This is a genomic window from Manganibacter manganicus (assembly GCF_002075885.1).
Taxonomy (GTDB): Bacteria; Pseudomonadota; Alphaproteobacteria; order Rhizobiales; family Rhizobiaceae; genus Mesorhizobium; species Mesorhizobium manganicum.
This window is the reverse complement of sequence record NZ_MDET01000012.1, coordinates 252546-269165: the sequence shown is the minus strand read 5'-3', so window position 1 is coordinate 269165 and position 16620 is coordinate 252546. Positions and strand designations below refer to the sequence as shown.

Below are 16620 nucleotides of genomic sequence, written 5' to 3'. Positions count from 1 at the left end.
ACGATGACCGACATTCTGAAAAAGATCGAGGCTTACAAGCGCGAAGAGATCGCGGCCGCCAAGGCACGCGTGCCGCTGGCCAAGATCAAGGCGCGTGCTGCCGATCAGGCCGCGCCACGCGGCTTTCTGGCCGCGCTTGAAGCAAAGCGCGCCAGGGGCAGATTTGCGCTGATCGCCGAGATCAAGAAGGCAAGCCCCTCGAAAGGTCTTATCCGCGCCGATTTCGACCCGCCGGCGCTGGCCAAAGCCTATTCGGAAGGTGGCGCTGCCTGCCTCTCTGTGCTGACGGATACGCCTTCATTCCAGGGTGCGCCGGAATTCCTCGTGGCCGCACGCAAGGCCGTGGCGCTGCCGGTGCTGCGCAAGGACTTCCTGTTCGATCCCTATCAGGTTCATGAGGCGCGCGCCTGGGGCGCCGACGCCATCCTGATCATCATGGCGAGCATCGAGGATGCGCTTGCGGCAGAACTGGAAGAAACTGCCTTTTCGCTGGGCATGGATGCGCTGATCGAAGTGCATGACGAGGTGGAGACGGAGCGCGCGCTGAAACTGCGTTCGCGGCTGATCGGCATCAACAACCGCAATCTGCGGACCTTCGAGACGTCGCTTGAAACCTGCGAGCGGCTGGCGCCGATGATACCGGCCGACCGGTTGCTGGTCGGTGAAAGTGGCATTTTCACCCACGCCGATTGCCAGCGGCTGGAAAAGAGCCGCATTGGAACCTTCCTCGTCGGCGAAAGCCTGATGCGGCAGCAGGACGTCAGCGCGGCAACTCGTGCGCTTCTCGGGCTTAATGCGGCGGCTGAGGCTATGTAATCGTGTCCGACCGCCCTTCCCTCACCCATCTCGGCGCGCAAGGTGAAGCGCATATGGTCGATGTCGGCGAGAAGGCCGAAACGCAGCGCACCGCGATCGCCGAGGGTTCGGTGGCGATGTTGCCTGAGACGCTGGCGATGATCCTCGAAGGCAACGCCAAGAAGGGCGATGTGCTCGGCACGGCGCGCATCGCCGGCATCATGGCGGCCAAGAAGACGCATGAACTGATCCCGCTCTGCCACCCGCTGCTGCTCACAAAGGTTTCGGTGGATATCGAGCCGGACCAGGCGCTGCCCGGCCTCAAGATCACCGCACTGGCGCGCGTCAGCGGCAAGACCGGCGTGGAAATGGAGGCGCTGACGGCTGCAACCGTGGCATGCCTGACTATCTACGATATGGCAAAGGCCGTGGATCGCGCCATGACGATTTCTGCTGTGCGGCTTGTGGAAAAGACCGGCGGAAAATCCGGTACCTACAGGGTGGAAACCTGATGGCGCTGGTTCCGGTTCCTGAGGCACTCGAGCGTCTTCTGGCCGATGCCCAGGCCTTGCCCGCCGAAAATGTCGCGCTGCACGAAGCCTTCGATCGGGTGCTGGCCGAGCCGCTGTTTGCGCTGCGCACGCAGCCGCCCTTCGACGCCTCCGCGATGGACGGCTACGCGGTCCGTTTCGCCGATATCGCGACGCTCCCCGCGCGCCTGACCGTGATCGGCACTGCGGCTGCCGGGCGTGGCTTTGACGGGTCTGTCGGCAACGGTCAGGCGGTGCGCATATTCACCGGAGCGCCGGTGCCGCAAAGCGTGGACACGATCGTCATCCAGGAAAATGTTCGCGTCCTCGCAGAAGGCCATATCGAGGTGGTGGAGCCGACCAGGCAAGGCCGCAACATTCGCCTCGCCGGGCTCGATTTTACCGAAGGAGACCGGCTGCTCGAAGCAGGCCGCCGTCTCGATGCGGCGGCGCTTTCGCTCGTCGCATCCGCCAATTATCCCAGTGTACGCGTGGTGGGCCGGCCACTGGTCGCTATCGTCGCCACCGGCGATGAGCTTTTGCCCGCCGGCAGTACGCTCGGCCCAGGCCAGATCATCTCGTCCAATGCCTACGGCGTCGCGGCCTCTGCGCGCACGGTGGGAGCCGAAGTGCTCGACCTCGGCATCGCCGCGGATCGCAAGGAATCTGTCGCCGCACTGGTGCGCAAGGCGGTTGCTGCCGGCGCCAATGCCATCGTGACGTTGGGCGGCGCCTCTGTCGGCGACCTCGATCTCGTGCATGAGGCCCTGACTGGCGAAGGCATGACGCTGGACTTCTGGAAGATCGCCATGCGCCCCGGCAAGCCGTTCATGTTTGGCCGTCTGGGCGCCATCCGCTGCCTTGGGCTGCCGGGCAATCCGGTTGCGAGCCTGGTGTGTTCGGAGCTTTTCCTCAAACCCTTGCTCGCCCGTCTTGGCGGCCGCGACTACCGGCACGACATGCGCGACGCTATTCTGGGCGCGGCCATGCCCGCCAACGAGCACCGCCAGGATTATGTGCGTGCCGCGGCTGTCCAATCGGACAACAAGCTGGTGGCGACACCCTTTGGCGTGCAGGATTCGTCGATGCTGAGGAAGCTTGCCGACGCCAACGCACTGATCGTGCGCGAACCCTTTGCCGAGGCGAGCGAAGTCGGAGCGGCATGCCGGTTGCTGATGTTGCGCTGAGCCGTGTTTGGTCTAAGGGCGGCCCCGGTTGATATTTTGGACGAATTGTGATGGCTTGAAGCGACATGAGGGTAATATTCTTTTCTGTCATCGGCTTGCTGACGTTGGTGAATTCGGCGTACGCGCTGGACAGCCGATTGCGTGCCGGCCTGCTCAAGCTTGACCCGCAGACACGGCTGGAGCAGCGCTGCGACGCGGAGGTGCTCGATCGCATCTCGCGTGACAATCACGGCTATCAAGCGGATCGCGTGGTCGCTTACACGTTCGCCAAGCCGGTCATGAAGAAAAATGCGATCAAGACACGAGGCGCGGCGTTTCGCAGCAAAGGTCAATGGTATCACCTGGATTACAAATGCCAGACCGCCCCGGACCATATGAAAGTGGTCAAATTTCACTACAAGATCGGTTCTGAAATCCCCAAGGACGAATGGTCCAAATATAATCTCTACCCTTGAGCGGTCAGGATCTTCTGGCCACACCTCCGCCGAGCAAGCCCGCTTGACGTGCCGGCGCATGGCGGTATAGCCATCGGGCAACCGAAACCGACATTCGGGAAAACAATCCGCTGATGGAAATCTTCACGGCCGCCGGTTTCTCGGCGCTTCTTCAAGTCATCGCCATCGATCTCGTTCTGGCGGGCGACAACGCTATTGTCATCGGCCTCGCGGCGGCTGGCCTGCCCGCGGACCAGCGCAAGAAGGCCATTCTGATCGGCGTTCTTGCCGCCACTGTGTTGCGCATCGTCTTTGCCGCCATCACCGTGCAATTGCTGGCCATATTGGGCCTTCTGCTTGTCGGCGGCATCCTGCTTTTGTGGGTTTGCTGGAAGATGTGGCGCGAATTGCGCACTTCGCAGGAGGACGAGGAGGAGGCAACCGAGGCACTCGCCAATGCACCGGGGTCGGGCAAGGCGCCGCGCAAGACGCTTATGCAGGCCGCGACGCAGATCGTCATCGCCGACGTCTCGATGTCGCTCGACAATGTGCTGGCCGTCGCCGGCGCCGCGCGCGATCATTTTTCGGTTTTGATCGTCGGCCTGATCCTGTCGATTGCCTTGATGGGCCTGGCCGCGAGTTTCATCGCGCGCCTGCTGCACCGCCACCGCTGGATCGCCTATGTCGGCCTGCTGATCATCCTGTATGTCGCGCTGGACATGATCTATCGCGGCACGCTTGAAGTGTGGCCGCACGTCAATGGCGTGATCAGCTAAGGCTGACGCTGTTTGGTGGGCGCACTGCCTTTTGCACGCCGCGATATTGCTTCATGACATGAAAAAGGGCGCCTCGAGGGCGCCCTTCCCGAGATTGTCCTGAACGTCAGTCTATTGCGGCAGCTTGTCGTCGATGCCCTTGACATAGAAATTCATGCCGAGAAGCACCTCGTCCTTGGCGACCTGGCCATCCTTGAGCCATTCGCTGCCGTCCTGTTTGTAAACCGGACCAGTGAAGGGGTTCCATCCGTCGGTGATTTTCTTCTCCGATGCCTCGGCCATGGCCTTCACGTCGTCAGGCATGTTCGTGAAAGGCGACAGCACGACAGCGCCATCCTTGATGCCGAGCCATACATTGTCGGGCTTCCATGTGCCGTCGAGAGCCGCCTTGATGCGCTCGATATAGTACGGCCCCCATTCGTCCGTATTGGACGTCAGTTGTGCATGCGGCGCGAACTTGATCATGTCAGAGGACTGACCGAAACCGTGCAGGCCACGCTCTTCAGCCACCTGCAAAGGTGCAGTGGAATCAGTGTGTTGTGAGATAATGTCTACACCTTGGTCGAATAAGGTCTTGGCCGCATCCGCTTCCTTACCCGGATCGAACCATGAACTGACCCAGACGATCTTGAGCTTGAAGTCCGGATTGACCGACTGCGCACCGAGCATGAAGGCATTGATGCCCATCACCACTTCGGGAATCGGGAAGGAACCGATATAGCCAGCGACACCCTTCTTCGACACCTTGGCGGCGATCTGACCCATGACATAGCGGCCTTCATAGAAGCGCGCATTATAGACGCCGAGATTGTCAGCCGTCTTGTAGCCCGTCGCGTGCTCGAACTTGATGTCCGGGAACTTCTTGGCCACCTTCACCATGGAATCCATGAAGCCGAAAGAGGTGCCGAAGATGATGCCGCAGCCCTCGCGCGCCAGGCGCTCGAAGGCGCGGTCGGCATCGGGACCTTCCGCCACGTTTTCCAGGTAGCTGGTCTCGATCTTGTCGCCGAGCGCCTTTTCAGCTTCCAGACGGCCCTGATTGTGCTGATAGGAATAGCCGAAGTCGCCGATTGGCCCGACATAGACCCAGCAGGCCTTCAACTTGTCCGCAGCCTGAGCGCCGACCACCATCGAAAGCGATGCGGCTGTGGCCATCAGGGCGATGAGCAGTCTTTTCATGATGGTACTTCTCCGTGTTGACCTGAGTGTTCCGTCGTTATCAGCGATCTGGCACGAATGGCTGTCCCAGCGAAGCGGGTGTGTTCATCATGGTCAGGCGCTTGTTACGCGAGATTAGAACAAGAACCACGATGGTTGCCAGATAGGGCAGCGAAGAAAGAATCTGCGGCGGCACGGGAATGCCGAAAGCCTGTGCATGGAGTTGGCCGATCCAGACCGCGCCGAAAATATAAGCGCCCACCAGCACACGCCACGGCCGCCACGAGGCGAACACGACCAGCGCCAGAGCGATCCAACCGCGACCGGCGCTCATGTTCTCGACCCATTGTGGCGTATAGACCAGCGACAATTGCCCTCCGGCAAGGCCAGCGCAGGCACCGCCGAAGATCACCGCCATATAGCGATAGCGAATGACGTTGATGCCGAGCGCATGGGCCGAGCCATGGCTGTCGCCAATGGAGCGCAGGGTGAGGCCCGCGCGCGTTTTGAACAGGAACCACGCCACGCCTGCGGTGAGCGCGATGGAAATGTAGAAGATGGGATCCTGTCCGAACAGGAATTCGCCGACCACCGGCAGGGTGGTCAGACCCGGAATGTAAAGATCGGGGAGCCGTTGGCCAGGCAGGCCGACGAATCCTGTTCCCATCATGCCCGAAAATCCGAGGCCAAGCAGCGTCAGCGACAGGCCGGTGGCGACTTGATTGGTCGCCAATGAGAGCGTCATCACGGCGAACAACAGCGAAAACAATGCCCCTATGGCAATAGCGGCAAGTAGGCCGAGCCACGCCGAGCCTGTCAGATAGCCGGCACCGAAGCCGCCCACCGCGCCCATGATCATCATGCCTTCGACGCCGAGATTCAGCACGCCGGAACGTTCCACCACCAATTCGCCGATGGCGGCAATCAGAAGCGGCGTGGCGGCGGTGGCAATCGTGAGAAGAATGGCGATGGTGATATCCATCAATGCACCTCCTCGAGCTTGGATGCCGGTTCCAGCTTGGGCGTGGTCATGCCGACCAGCCGGATACGGTAATGGATCAGCGTGTCGCAGCCGAGCACGAAGAACAGCAGCATGCCCTGGAACACGCGCGCCACCTTGTCGGAAAGGCCGAGCGCCGCCTGCGCGGATTCGCCACCCAGATAGGTCAGGCCGAGGACAAGGCCCGCGGCGACAATGCCGAGCGGGTTCAAACGGCCGAGGAAGGCGACGATAATGGCGGTAAAGCCATAGCCGGGCGAGATCGAAGGCAGCAACTGGTTGATGGCGCCCGACACTTCCGAGATGCCGGCAAGGCCCGCCAGTGCGCCGGACAGCATGAAGGCGAAGAACACCATGCGGCCGACGCTGAAGCCGGCAAAACGCCCTGCCCGCGGACTGGAGCCAAGAACCCGGACCTCAAAACCCTTTAGCATACGGCTCATCATCAGCCACACCAGTACGGCCGCGACCAGCGCGAACACGAAGCCCCAATTGGCGCGGCCGGATTGGGGCCAGAGTTCCGGCAATGTGGCGGCATCGGAAAACTGAACGGTTTGCGGGAAGTTGAAACCCTTCGGGTCGCGCCATGGGCCGCGTACGATCCAGTCCAGGAGAAGCTGCGCGACATAGACCAGCATCAGGCTGGTCAGGATTTCGTTGGTGTTGAAGCGGGCTTTCAGAAAGGCCGGGATCGCCGCATAGGCAGCGCCACCAACCATGCCCATCAGCAGCATCAGCGGCAGCACGAATGCGTTCTGGAATTCAGGATACGTCACCGGCAGGATGGAACCGACGATCCCGCCCATGATGAATTGCCCTTCGGCGCCGATGTTCCAGATGTTGGCGCGGTAGCAAACCGAAAGGCCGACGGCGATGAGGATCAAGGGTGCAGCCTTGATTGCGAGTTCGTGCAATTGCCACACCTGACTGAGTGGCTCGACGAAATAGGCGTGCAGCGCACTCACGGGGTTGACACCGAGCAGGGCGAACATGATCGACCCCGCGACCAACGTCAGCACGAATGCGATAAATGGCGACAGGATCGAGAAGAGCGCCGAACGCTGTGGCCGCTTGATGAGTTCAAGGCGCATCAGGCTGGCTCCAGCGGGTGTTCCGTGCGACCCGGCTCCGCACCACCCATCAAGAGGCCGATCGTCTCGAAATCGGCCTCTGCGATCGGCAGGGGCTTCGACAGTTGACCGTGATGCATGACGGCGATGGCATCGGAAATTTCAAACAATTCGTCGAGATCCTGGCTGATGACCAGAACGGCCGAGCCACTGCGGGCCAGTTCGATCAACGCCTGCCGGATATGGGCGGCGGCACCGGCGTCGACACCCCATGTGGGCTGGTTGACCACCATCACCGTCGGTTTGCGATCGAGTTCGCGCCCGACGATGAATTTTTGCAGATTGCCGCCTGAAAGCGAGGCTGCTTCGGGGTCCGGCGCGCTCTTGCGCACATCCATAGCCTGAATGATGCGCTGGGCAGCACCGGAAATGACGGCCGACTTGATCGTGCCGCCCGAGCCAAGAAAGCTCCTGGCATCGGTCGCATGGCGCGACAGAAGCAGGTTTTCGGAAAGTTTCATGCCGGGTGCGGCGCCATGGCCGAGCCGTTCCTCCGGCACGAAGGCGGCGCCCAGCAAGCGACGCCCGGTGATGGACAGCTTTCCGGCGTCCTTGCCACGAATGCGCACGGAAGCGGCATCGGGTTGCTGCACCTCGCCTGAAATCGCTTCAAAAAATTCGCCCTGGCCGTTGCCTGCCACACCGGCGATGCCGATCACTTCGCCGGCGCGCACGTCCAGATCGATGTCCTTGAGCGGTACGGAAAACGGCGTCGCTGGCTTGCGGCTGAGTTTGCGGATTTCGAGCAGGACCGCCGCCGTCTCAACGCCCTCGGCGGGTTCGCGCACCACTGCCTTGACCTCGTTGCCAACCATCATGCGCGCCAGCGATGAGGCAGTCTCCTCGCGCGGGTTGCAATGGCCGACCACCTTGCCGTGCCTGAGCACCGTAGCGCGATCGCACAGCCGCTTTACCTCTTCCAATCGGTGCGAGATATAAAGGATCGACTTGCCTTCGCTGCGCAGGCGCTCCAGCGTCTCGAACAACCGGTTCGCCTCCTGTGGCGTGAGCACGGAAGTCGGTTCGTCGAGAATGATGAGTTGTGGGGTCTGCAAAAGGCAGCGGATGATCTCGATGCGCTGGCGCTCGCCGACCGAAAGGTCGCCGACCAGGGAGTCAGGATCGAGCGGCAGGCCGTAACTGTAGGAAAGCGCCCTCGCCTTGGCGGCAATGGTGCTGATCGGCGAGCCGTCATCCAACGACAAAGCGATGTTCTCGGCAGCCGTCAGGGCCTCGAACAGCGAAAAATGCTGGAAGACCATGCCGATGCCGAGCGTCTTGGCGACGCCGGGGCTGGTGATGCGGACCGGCTCGCCGTTCCATAAAATGTCGCCCGAATGTGGTTCGAGCGAACCGAACAGCATCTTGACCAGAGTGGACTTGCCCGCGCCATTCTCGCCCAGCAACGCATGGACCTCACCCTTGGCGATGGTCAGGTCGATATGGTCGCAGGCCGTCAGCGAGCCGAATATCTTGGTGAGCCCCCTGACGCCAAGAAGGGGCACGGCATCATGTTGCGCCGCCACGTTACCTCCCATCCGTTGCCGGACATATTCTATGTTCCCGAAGGCATCGTAGGCGTTGCCCGCCTTTCAGGCAAAGCTGCCGCCTCGTTGAAACTGCTTCAAGAATTCCAGTGGAAACCCCATACCAGACTAAAGCACGGAACCGCCAAGGAATTCCAGCGAATTCAAGGTGTTGTGAGAAAGTTCGACATTTTTTATCCAACTGCCGTCAATCAAGGCACGAGGATCGTGGTGCCACTGGTCCTGCGCCCTTCGAGATCGGCATGTGCCTTTGCTGCGTCCTTCAACGCGTAACGCTGGTTGATCTTGATATCCACGATGCCCTTCTTCACCACGTCGAACAGAGCATTGGCCGAAGCCTCCAGATCGTCGCGGCTGGCGACGTAAACGAACAGGGAGGGCCGGGTGACGTAAAGCGAGCCCTTTTGCGCAAGGACGCCGAGATTGAACAGCGGGACCGGGCCGGACGACTGTCCGAAAAGCGCCAGCAGACCGCGCGGCTTCAGGCAATCAAGCGAGCCTTCAAAGGTATCCTTGCCAACCGAATCGTACACCACCGCGCACTTTCTGCCGCCGGTGATCGTGGCCACCTCGGCGACGAAATCTTTTTCGCGATAGTTGATGACATGGTCGTAACCGTGCGCCTTGGCGAGCGCGACCTTGTCGGCGGAGCCGGCCGTACCGATGACGGTCGCGCCCAGATGCTTTGCCCATTGGCCGGCGATCAAACCGACGCCGCCGGCGGCGGCATGAAAGAGGATCGTATCGCCCGCCGTCACCTGAAAGGTGCGGCGCAGCAGATATTCGGCGGTCATGCCCTTCAGCATCATGGCAGCCGCCTGCTCGTCGCTCACCCCTTCCGGCACCTTGACCAGCCGGTCGGCCGCGATCACCCGCTGCTCGGCATAGGCGCCCGTGCCAACGGCGTAAGCGACACGGTCGCCGGGCTTCAGATCGGCAACACCCTCGCCAAGTTCCATCACGACACCAGCGGCCTCGCCACCCGGAACCAACGGAAAGCCATTGGGGGCGGGATAAAGCCCGGTACGGAAATACACGTCGATGAAATTGAGCCCGATTGCCGTGTGCCTGACCAACACCTGCCCCGGACCGGGACGACCGGGATCTGCATCTTCATAAGTCAGGACTTCCGGGCCGCCATGGGCGTGAACACGGATCGCTTTAGACATTGTCAGCCTCTCTTCAAGCCGAGATTGGGGAAGAACTGCATCACACCGCCGATGCAGAACAGATAGATACCGGTGGCGATAATGCCGATCTTGGCGAATACGCCGACCTGGTCGCCTATCACGCCGATCTGGTCATAGAACTGCGCCAGCGCCGACTGCGCCAGCGCCAAAGCCCCGAAGGCGCACCAGAGCAGCGTCACCGTCAGATTGATCGGGCGCAGCCGCGCCACCCTGACAGGATGGAGAAAATTGATCGGCAGGAAGGTCAGGATACCTGCCACGACCACGACACCGAATGAAAGCCATTGGCCGGGCTCGATGACAAACAGGGTGAAGACGATCATGTTCCACACGACCGGGAATCCCTTGAAGAAGTTCTCCTTCGTCTTCATGCCGGTATCGGCATAATAGATCGCGCTCGACACCACGATGATTGCCGCCGACAGAAATGACAGCCCTTCACCCATGAAACCGCGCTGGTAAAGCGCGAAGGCCGGGATCAGCACATAGGTCACATAGTCGATGATGTTGTCGAGCATTTCGCCCGACCATGTCGGCAGGACTTCCTTGACGTCGAGCTTGCGGGCGATCGGCCCGTCTATGCCATCGACGAACAGCGCCAGTCCCAGCCACCAGAACATCGCCGTCCAACGTTCCTCGCTGGCCGCGACCAGCGACAGGAAAGCGAGGAAAGAGCCGGAGGCCGTGAGCAAATGAACCGAAAAGGCTCTCGCTTGCGGCCAGGTCACCTTCTTCTTCGGGCGTGGAATACGATCCGCGATCTTCTTCTTGGCCGTCGCCGCCTTCTTCATCGTAGGAGCCAACCTTTCCATGCAGGGCGCTTCGGCAAGGCAGGCGCGGGCACTGGCCACGCTTGCAGTGTCCGGCCGATTGCGGCCGACCATCGAGCGGTCATGAAGCGTCCCCTTTCCGACGACAGTAAGCGCAGCATCAGCACCAATACAAGCACTATGCCGCAGCCTCACCCTCCGCCCTCGGTTGATCCTATGGCGCACCCTGCCCTATATGCCAAGGCATAGATCGCTTTCAACCGGAGCCGATTGTGGACGATAGAACAGGCGCTTCCATCCTTGTTGCGGGAACTGGTCCGGCCGGGCTTGTTTCGGCGCTCGGCTTTGCCGCCGCCGGTTTTCAGGTCACACTCGTCGGCCTGGAGCCCGATGGCGGCGATAGGCGCACCACGGCTTTGATGAATCCTGCATTGAGCGTGCTGGAGAAACTTGGCCTGCTGGACGCCCTTGCATCCCAAACGGCGCCCATCAAGGCAATGCGGATCGTGGACGGCTCGAAAAGGCTTATCCGCAGCCCAGCCGTGACATTCCGCGCCGCCGAGATCGATGAGGAACAGTTCGGCCTCAATATGCCCAACAGCGTGCTGATACGCGTGCTGGTACAGACGGTTGCAGCGTGCCCCGGCATCGAGTGGCGCAAATCACTGGTTGCGCGTTGGACACTGGACGCGGACCGGGCCGTCGCGCATCTGGAGGACGGCAGCAAGGCGGAGGCATCGCTTGCCGTGGCCGCCGACGGCCGGGGTTCTCCGGCGCGCGAGGCTGCGGGCATTCGTATCTTCAGCCGCGCCTACCCGCAGGCGGCACTGGTGCTGAATTTCGGCCATCGTCTCGATCATGCCTTTACCTCAACGGAGTTCCATACGGAAACAGGCCCCTGCACGCAGGTCCCGCTGCCCGGCGGCTACCGCTCCAGTCTGGTTTGGGTGGTTCATCCCGAAACCGCCGAGGAACTTGCCGTACTTGATGATGAAAACCTGTCGCGACGTGTCGAGACCCGCATGCAGTCGATGCTGGGGCGGGTCGATGTCGAGTCTGGCAGACAGGTCTATCCGCTTTCGGCGGCCACCCCCTGGCGCTTCGCCAACAATCGAGTCGCGTTGGTGGGCGAAGCCGCGCATGTATTTCCGCCGATCGGCGCGCAAGGCCTCAACCTCGGCATCAGGGATGCGGACGATCTCATTGGAATTGCGTGCATTAACCGCTCTGATCCGGGTGGCGCGAAAGCCCTTGCTGCCTATGATATGAAACGGCGGCCGGATATCCTGGCTCGCAGCAGCGCCGTCAACCTCTTGAATATGGCCCTGCTTTCAAACCTGCTGCCGGCGCAGCTGGCCCGCAGCGCCGGGCTCAACCTGCTCGGCGGCTTCGCGCCGCTGCGTGCGTTCTTCATGCGCGAAGGCCTGCGGCCAGGGAGCGGTTTCTCTGCAATTGCCGGGGGTCTCCGGAGATAGGCCGCGCCGTTATGCCGGCGCTGCGGCGGCACGCAACGCCAACGGGCAAGTGTGGGTTTGGCACGCGGCCCAACGACCATTTCCATCACCCCCAATGCTGGCCCGTCAGCACACGGGATTGAATTGCTGCGCGCTCTGCGCCAAATAGACTCAAGAGTTTGAAGTGGTGAGTATGATGAAGACAGCCAAATTTTCGATCGGACAGGTGGTTCGCCACAGGCTGTTTCAATTCCGCGGCGTCATCTTCGATGTCGACCCGCAATTCGCCAACACCGAGGAATGGTACGAGTCGATCCCCGCCGAGGTCCGACCGAGCAAGGACCAGCCCTTCTACCATCTGCTCGCTGAAAATTCGGATACGGAATATATCGCCTATGTCTCGGAGCAAAATCTTCTGGAGGACGATTCAGCCGAGCCAGTCCGCCACCCACATATCCGCGACATGTTCGAAAAGATGCCTGACGGCAGCTACACGCCGAAGCACCAGCTTCGGCACTGAAGGCTGATCGCCAGTCTCGTCGTCAGCCTTCCTTTTTCGGCGCGACGACGCGCAAGGAAAGTTCGCGAAGCTGTTGCGGCGTCGCTTCTGACGGAGCATTCATCAGCAAATCATACGCCTGCTGATTCATCGGGAACATGGTGATCTCGCGCAGGTTCTTCGCCCCGAGAAGCAGCATCACGACCCGGTCGACGCCGGCCGCCATGCCACCATGCGGCGGCGCGCCATACTGGAAGGCGCGATAGAGGCCGCCAAAGCGCTCCTCCACCGTCGCGCGATCCAGTCCGACGATCTCGAAAGCCTTGACCATGGTTTCCGGCAGATGATTGCGGATACCGCCGGATGCGATCTCGAAGCCATTACAGACCATGTCGTACTGGAAGGCCTTGATGGTCAGCGGATCCTGCCCGTTCAGCGCCTCTATTCCGCCCTGCGGCATGGAAAACGGATTGTGGCCGAAATCGATCTTCTTTTCGTCTTCGTTCCACTCGTAGAACGGAAAATCGACAATCCAGCACAGTTCGAACCGGGCGCGATCGACAAGGTTCAACTCCTCGCCGGCGCGCGTCCGCGCCGCGCCGGCAAAGGTGGCGAACTTTTTCGGGTCGCCCGCGACGAAGAAGGCGGCATCCCCTTCGGCAAGGCCAAGCTGCTGGCGGATCGCTTCGGTGCGCTCCTCGCCGATGTTTTTTGCCAGCGGGCCGGCACCTTCGATCTTCTCGCCTTCCTTGCGCCAGAAGATATAGCCGAGGCCGGGCTGTCCCTCGCCCTGCGCCCATGAATTCATGCGGTCGCAAAAAGCGCGCGAACCACCGGTTTTCGCCGGGATTGCCCACACCTCCGCTTGCGCGTCGTTGGCCAGAATATTGGCGAACACCTTGAACCCTGAGTCGCGAAAATGATCCGAAACGGCCTGCATCTCGATGGGGTTGCGCAGGTCCGGCTTGTCCGAGCCATATTTGCGCATCGCCTCGTCGTAGGGGATACGGCGGAAATTCTGCGTTACCGGCTTGCCTTCGGCAAAGGTCTCGAACACGCCGCGCATCACCGGTTCCATGGTGGCAAGCACGTCATCCTGCTCGACGAAGCTCATTTCGAGGTCGAGTTGGTAGAATTCGCCCGGCAGACGGTCGGCGCGCGGGTCTTCGTCACGGAAACAGGGCGCGATCTGGAAATAGCGATCGAAGCCCGACACCATGATAAGCTGCTTGTACTGCTGCGGCGCCTGTGGCAGCGCGTAGAAGGTGCCTGGATGAATACGCGACGGCACCAGGAAATCACGCGCACCTTCCGGCGACGACGCGGTGAGGATCGGCGTCGAGAATTCAGTGAATCCGGAGCCTTCCATGCGCTTGCGCATCTCGGCGATGATGCGGGTGCGCTGGACGATGTTTCTGTGCAGCGTTTCACGGCGCAGATCGAGAAAGCGGTATTTCAGGCGGATGTCTTCGGGATAATCCGGCTCGCCGAACACCGGCAAAGGCAACTCATTGGCCGCCGAAAGCACTTCGATCCCGTTTGCGAAAACCTCTACCTCGCCGGTCGGTAGATTTGCGTTGATCGTTTCGGCTGTACGCGCCTTGACCTCGCCATCGACGCGAATCACCCACTCGCCGCGCACCGTCTCAGCCACTTTGAAAGCAGGCGAATCCGGGTCGGCCACGATCTGGGTCAGGCCATAATGATCGCGCAGGTCGATGAACAGCAGGCCGCCATGATCGCGGACGCGATTCACCCAGCCCGAAAGGCGAACTGTCTGGCCGACATCGGCCTTTCTCAATTGAGCGCAGGAATGGCTGCGATAGCGATGCATATCGAAAAATCCGGTCAGGGTTTGTCAAAAGCCGGAATGGGAACCGGCTCGTAAAATTGGCCGGAAAAGCGCATGAGAGCCCCGATTTGTCAAGGTAAACCGGCCGTTGAACCGGTTGGTGCGGCACCGTGGCTTGACGAACATGCTGCCGGCTGAAAAGAAAAGGGACCATTTCAGGATCAAATGCAATTGATGCACGTCATTACCACACAGGATGAACTTGAAACCGCCATAGCGGCCTTCGAGGCGTCCGACTTCGTCACCGTCGATACCGAATTCATCCGCGAGACCACGTTCTGGCCGATCCTGTGCCTGATCCAGATGGCGGCGCCCGGAACCACGGCGTTGATCGACCCTTTGGCGCCAGGGCTCGACCTCAAGCCGTTCTTCCGCCTTATGGCGAACGAGAAGGTGGTCAAGGTCTTTCATGCCGCCAGGCAGGACATCGAGATCATCGTTCATCTCGGCGATCTGGTGCCGCACCCGGTTTTCGACACCCAGGTCGCGGCGATGGTCTGCGGCTTCGGCGACAGCGTTTCCTACGATCAGATCGTGCAGAAGATCACCGGCACACGGCTGGACAAATCCTCGCGTTTCACCGACTGGCGTCAACGGCCACTGTCGGAAAAGCAGCTTCAATATGCGCTGGCCGACGTTACTCACCTCATCGAGGTCTATCAGCATCTGACAGCCGAACTCGAGCGGGAGAACCGCGCGCATTGGCTGAATGAAGAGATGGAAGTTCTGACCTCCCGGACGACCTATGATCCACCGCTGGAAGATGCCTGGAAGCGGCTCAAGATGCGTGTGCGCAAGCCGCTGGAACTGGCCATCCTACAGGCTGTCGCGGCATGGCGGGAGCGGGAGGCACGGGTCCGCGACGTGCCGCGCGGCCGTATAATCAAGGACGACGCCATCTACGAGATTGCCCAGCAGGCGCCGCGCGACGCTGCCGCGCTTGCCCGGTTGCGGACGATACCGAAAGGTTGGGAGCGGTCGTCAGGCGCGGAGTCGCTGCTTGACGTGGTCAATACGGCGCTCGCCGTACCAAAGGACGAACTACCCAAACTGCCAAAGTCATTCCAACCACCGGAGGGCACCGGAGCGGCCGCCGAGATCCTGAAAGTGTTGCTGCGGATCGTCGCCGAGAAGGAAGGTGTGGCAACGAAGGTATTGGCATCGTCCGACGACATCGAGCACATCGCTGCCGAGGGCGAAAAGGCCGACGTTCCGGCGATGCAGGGCTGGCGGCGTGCGGTGTTTGGCGATAAGGCACTCCGGCTGGTGCGTGGCGAGATCGGCATCAAGTTCGACAAGCGCAGGATCGCTGTTTTTGAGCTTTGATGCCTCTTTCGATCAGCCGGCGCCGAGCAAATGCAGCGCCAGCAGAACTGCCATCGCGATTACCAATAGGAAGCCGATTCCGAAAGAGCGGCCACGATAGCGGATATCGTTCCAGGCGACGTGCACGTAGCTGTGCAGGCAGCGTGAAGCAACGAACAGCCATGCCAATATGAGAGCGACGTAGGAAACGCCGTTGGTAACGAACAGGCCGAGGCAAAGCACATAGAACAGTACCGGCAGTTCGTATTGGTTCATCAGGTTATTGGAGACGGCGACGCTGCGCGCTGGTTCCTGTGTACGGGTCTTGTATTGGTTCGAAGTCGCTTCGCCGCTTGCCACAGCGCGCCAGCGGCACCAGCCAAGAACCATATAGAGAACGTACACCAGAAGCATGTGCGCCAGAATCGGCCAGAAGATCATTGTTTGACTCACTGGCTGCGTCCCTGCTCGTCTTCATTACCGGGCAAGCCGGCACGTTTGTGCCTTTCGCCGGCCAGATAGAAGGCCACGATAACCGCAAGCGGGATCAAACCAAGTGCGAATTTGGTGACGATCAACGCCGAGGCCAGGCCGAGCGAATCGGGATTGGCGGAAAGAAAATCAGACAGAAGCCGGACAACGGCGAAATTCTGCACGTAGTCCGCCAGCGTAAAGGGCAGCACGAGGGCCAACGCGAAACCGACTCGCACCGAATTTGACAATGCCGCAAAACGCGGCAGGCGCTGCCCGGCAGAAAGAAACAGAGCGATCAGGGTCAGCGAAAACAGTGCCGGAAAAACGAGGGCGAATGTCAGATAGTGCCAGACAATCACGATCTCGCTGCCGCGGCGCCCCAGAGCCGTCAGCCAGGCCATGCCTTCATCCGGCGTGAAGCCGAAAACCCGCATGTCGAGCGACGCGAGTCCGCCGCTCAATCGCCGGAAATAGAAGAATTCCAGCAATATGATGACGATCAGCATCCCCGCCGACACG

The 16620-nt window shown here is 60.9% G+C and carries 17 protein-coding genes; 8 read left to right on the top strand and 9 right to left on the bottom strand.

Translation table 11 applies throughout. The features are described 5' to 3' along the window. Nucleotides 1–3 precede the first annotated feature (3 nt). The 5 genes from trpC (at nucleotide 4) to BFN67_RS10135 (ending at nucleotide 3722) form a co-directional block, all read left to right on the top strand. The gene (trpC, locus tag BFN67_RS10155) at nucleotides 4–816 is read left to right on the top strand and encodes an indole-3-glycerol phosphate synthase TrpC (RefSeq protein ID WP_080919485.1); all 813 of its coding nucleotides are present in this window, start codon (nucleotides 4–6) and stop codon (nucleotides 814–816) included. Between the two features lie 2 nt (nucleotides 817–818). After that, a complete protein-coding gene (gene moaC / locus BFN67_RS10150) occupies nucleotides 819–1307 on the top strand; it encodes a cyclic pyranopterin monophosphate synthase MoaC (RefSeq protein ID WP_139789109.1) in 489 nt (162 codons plus the stop codon). Continuing rightward, nucleotides 1307–2512: a molybdopterin molybdotransferase MoeA gene (locus BFN67_RS10145; protein ID WP_080919483.1), complete on the top strand. Its 1206-nt coding sequence runs from the start codon at nucleotides 1307–1309 to the stop codon at nucleotides 2510–2512. The genes moaC and BFN67_RS10145 overlap by 1 nt, the downstream gene beginning before the upstream one ends. A gap of 137 nt (nucleotides 2513–2649) precedes the next feature. Next, nucleotides 2650–2967, top strand: coding sequence for a DUF930 domain-containing protein (locus tag BFN67_RS10140; RefSeq protein WP_425349766.1), 318 nt, complete (start codon nucleotides 2650–2652; stop codon nucleotides 2965–2967). Nucleotides 2968–3080: 113 nt separating this feature from the next. Next, nucleotides 3081–3722: a TerC family protein gene (locus tag BFN67_RS10135; RefSeq protein ID WP_080919481.1), complete on the top strand. Its 642-nt coding sequence runs from the start codon at nucleotides 3081–3083 to the stop codon at nucleotides 3720–3722. 111 nt (nucleotides 3723–3833) lie between these two features. Here BFN67_RS10135 and BFN67_RS10130 read toward each other — a convergent pair whose 3' ends face one another. The 6 genes from BFN67_RS10130 to pcsA form a co-directional block, all read right to left on the bottom strand. After that, a complete protein-coding gene (locus tag BFN67_RS10130) occupies nucleotides 3834–4901 on the bottom strand; it encodes a BMP family ABC transporter substrate-binding protein (protein WP_080919480.1) in 1068 nt (355 codons plus the stop codon). Nucleotides 4902–4941: 40 nt separating this feature from the next. Beyond that, complete coding sequence (locus tag BFN67_RS10125) at nucleotides 4942–5862, bottom strand: ABC transporter permease (RefSeq protein ID WP_080919479.1); 921 nt, start codon at nucleotides 5860–5862, stop codon at nucleotides 4942–4944. Further along, nucleotides 5862–6974: an ABC transporter permease gene (locus BFN67_RS10120; RefSeq protein WP_080919478.1), complete on the bottom strand. Its 1113-nt coding sequence runs from the start codon at nucleotides 6972–6974 to the stop codon at nucleotides 5862–5864. Before BFN67_RS10120 ends, BFN67_RS10125 begins: the two co-directional genes overlap by 1 nt. Further along, nucleotides 6971–8548 carry an ABC transporter ATP-binding protein gene (locus BFN67_RS10115; protein ID WP_080919477.1) on the bottom strand — a complete coding sequence of 526 codons (1578 nt, stop codon included), beginning with the start codon at nucleotides 8546–8548 and terminating at the stop codon, nucleotides 6971–6973. The genes BFN67_RS10120 and BFN67_RS10115 overlap by 4 nt, the downstream gene beginning before the upstream one ends. A 200-nt stretch (nucleotides 8549–8748) precedes the next feature. After that, nucleotides 8749–9726, bottom strand: coding sequence for a quinone oxidoreductase family protein (locus BFN67_RS10110; RefSeq protein WP_080919476.1), 978 nt, complete (start codon nucleotides 9724–9726; stop codon nucleotides 8749–8751). Nucleotides 9727–9728: 2 nt separating this feature from the next. Next, a complete protein-coding gene (gene pcsA, locus BFN67_RS10105; protein WP_080919540.1) occupies nucleotides 9729–10538 on the bottom strand; it encodes a phosphatidylcholine synthase in 810 nt (269 codons plus the stop codon). A gap of 251 nt (nucleotides 10539–10789) precedes the next feature. On the opposite strand from pcsA, the gene BFN67_RS10100 reads away from it, so the two are divergent. Both BFN67_RS10100 and hspQ read left to right on the top strand, forming a co-directional pair. Next, nucleotides 10790–11992, top strand: a complete 1203-nt coding sequence (locus BFN67_RS10100; RefSeq protein ID WP_080919475.1) for a UbiH/UbiF family hydroxylase — start codon at nucleotides 10790–10792, stop codon at nucleotides 11990–11992. Nucleotides 11993–12167: 175 nt separating this feature from the next. Continuing rightward, nucleotides 12168–12491, top strand: coding sequence for a heat shock protein HspQ (gene hspQ / locus BFN67_RS10095; RefSeq protein WP_080919539.1), 324 nt, complete (start codon nucleotides 12168–12170; stop codon nucleotides 12489–12491). Between the two features lie 22 nt (nucleotides 12492–12513). Here the strand turns inward: hspQ and aspS are convergent, their stop codons facing one another. After that, nucleotides 12514–14304 (bottom strand): aspartate--tRNA ligase, encoded by a 1791-nt coding sequence (gene aspS, locus BFN67_RS10090; RefSeq protein WP_080919474.1) that lies wholly within the window; start codon nucleotides 14302–14304, stop codon nucleotides 12514–12516. Between the two features lie 192 nt (nucleotides 14305–14496). Here aspS and rnd point away from each other — a divergent pair, with 192 nt between their 5' ends. Beyond that, nucleotides 14497–15648: a ribonuclease D gene (rnd, locus tag BFN67_RS10085; protein WP_080919538.1), complete on the top strand. Its 1152-nt coding sequence runs from the start codon at nucleotides 14497–14499 to the stop codon at nucleotides 15646–15648. Between the two features lie 12 nt (nucleotides 15649–15660). On the opposite strand, the gene BFN67_RS10080 is transcribed toward rnd, so the two are convergent. Continuing rightward, nucleotides 15661–16068 carry an MAPEG family protein gene (locus BFN67_RS10080; protein ID WP_342587443.1) on the bottom strand — a complete coding sequence of 136 codons (408 nt, stop codon included), beginning with the start codon at nucleotides 16066–16068 and terminating at the stop codon, nucleotides 15661–15663. 8 nt (nucleotides 16069–16076) lie between these two features. Next, nucleotides 16077–16607 (bottom strand): hypothetical protein, encoded by a 531-nt coding sequence (locus BFN67_RS10075; protein ID WP_080919472.1) that lies wholly within the window; start codon nucleotides 16605–16607, stop codon nucleotides 16077–16079. Nucleotides 16608–16620 lie beyond the last annotated feature (13 nt).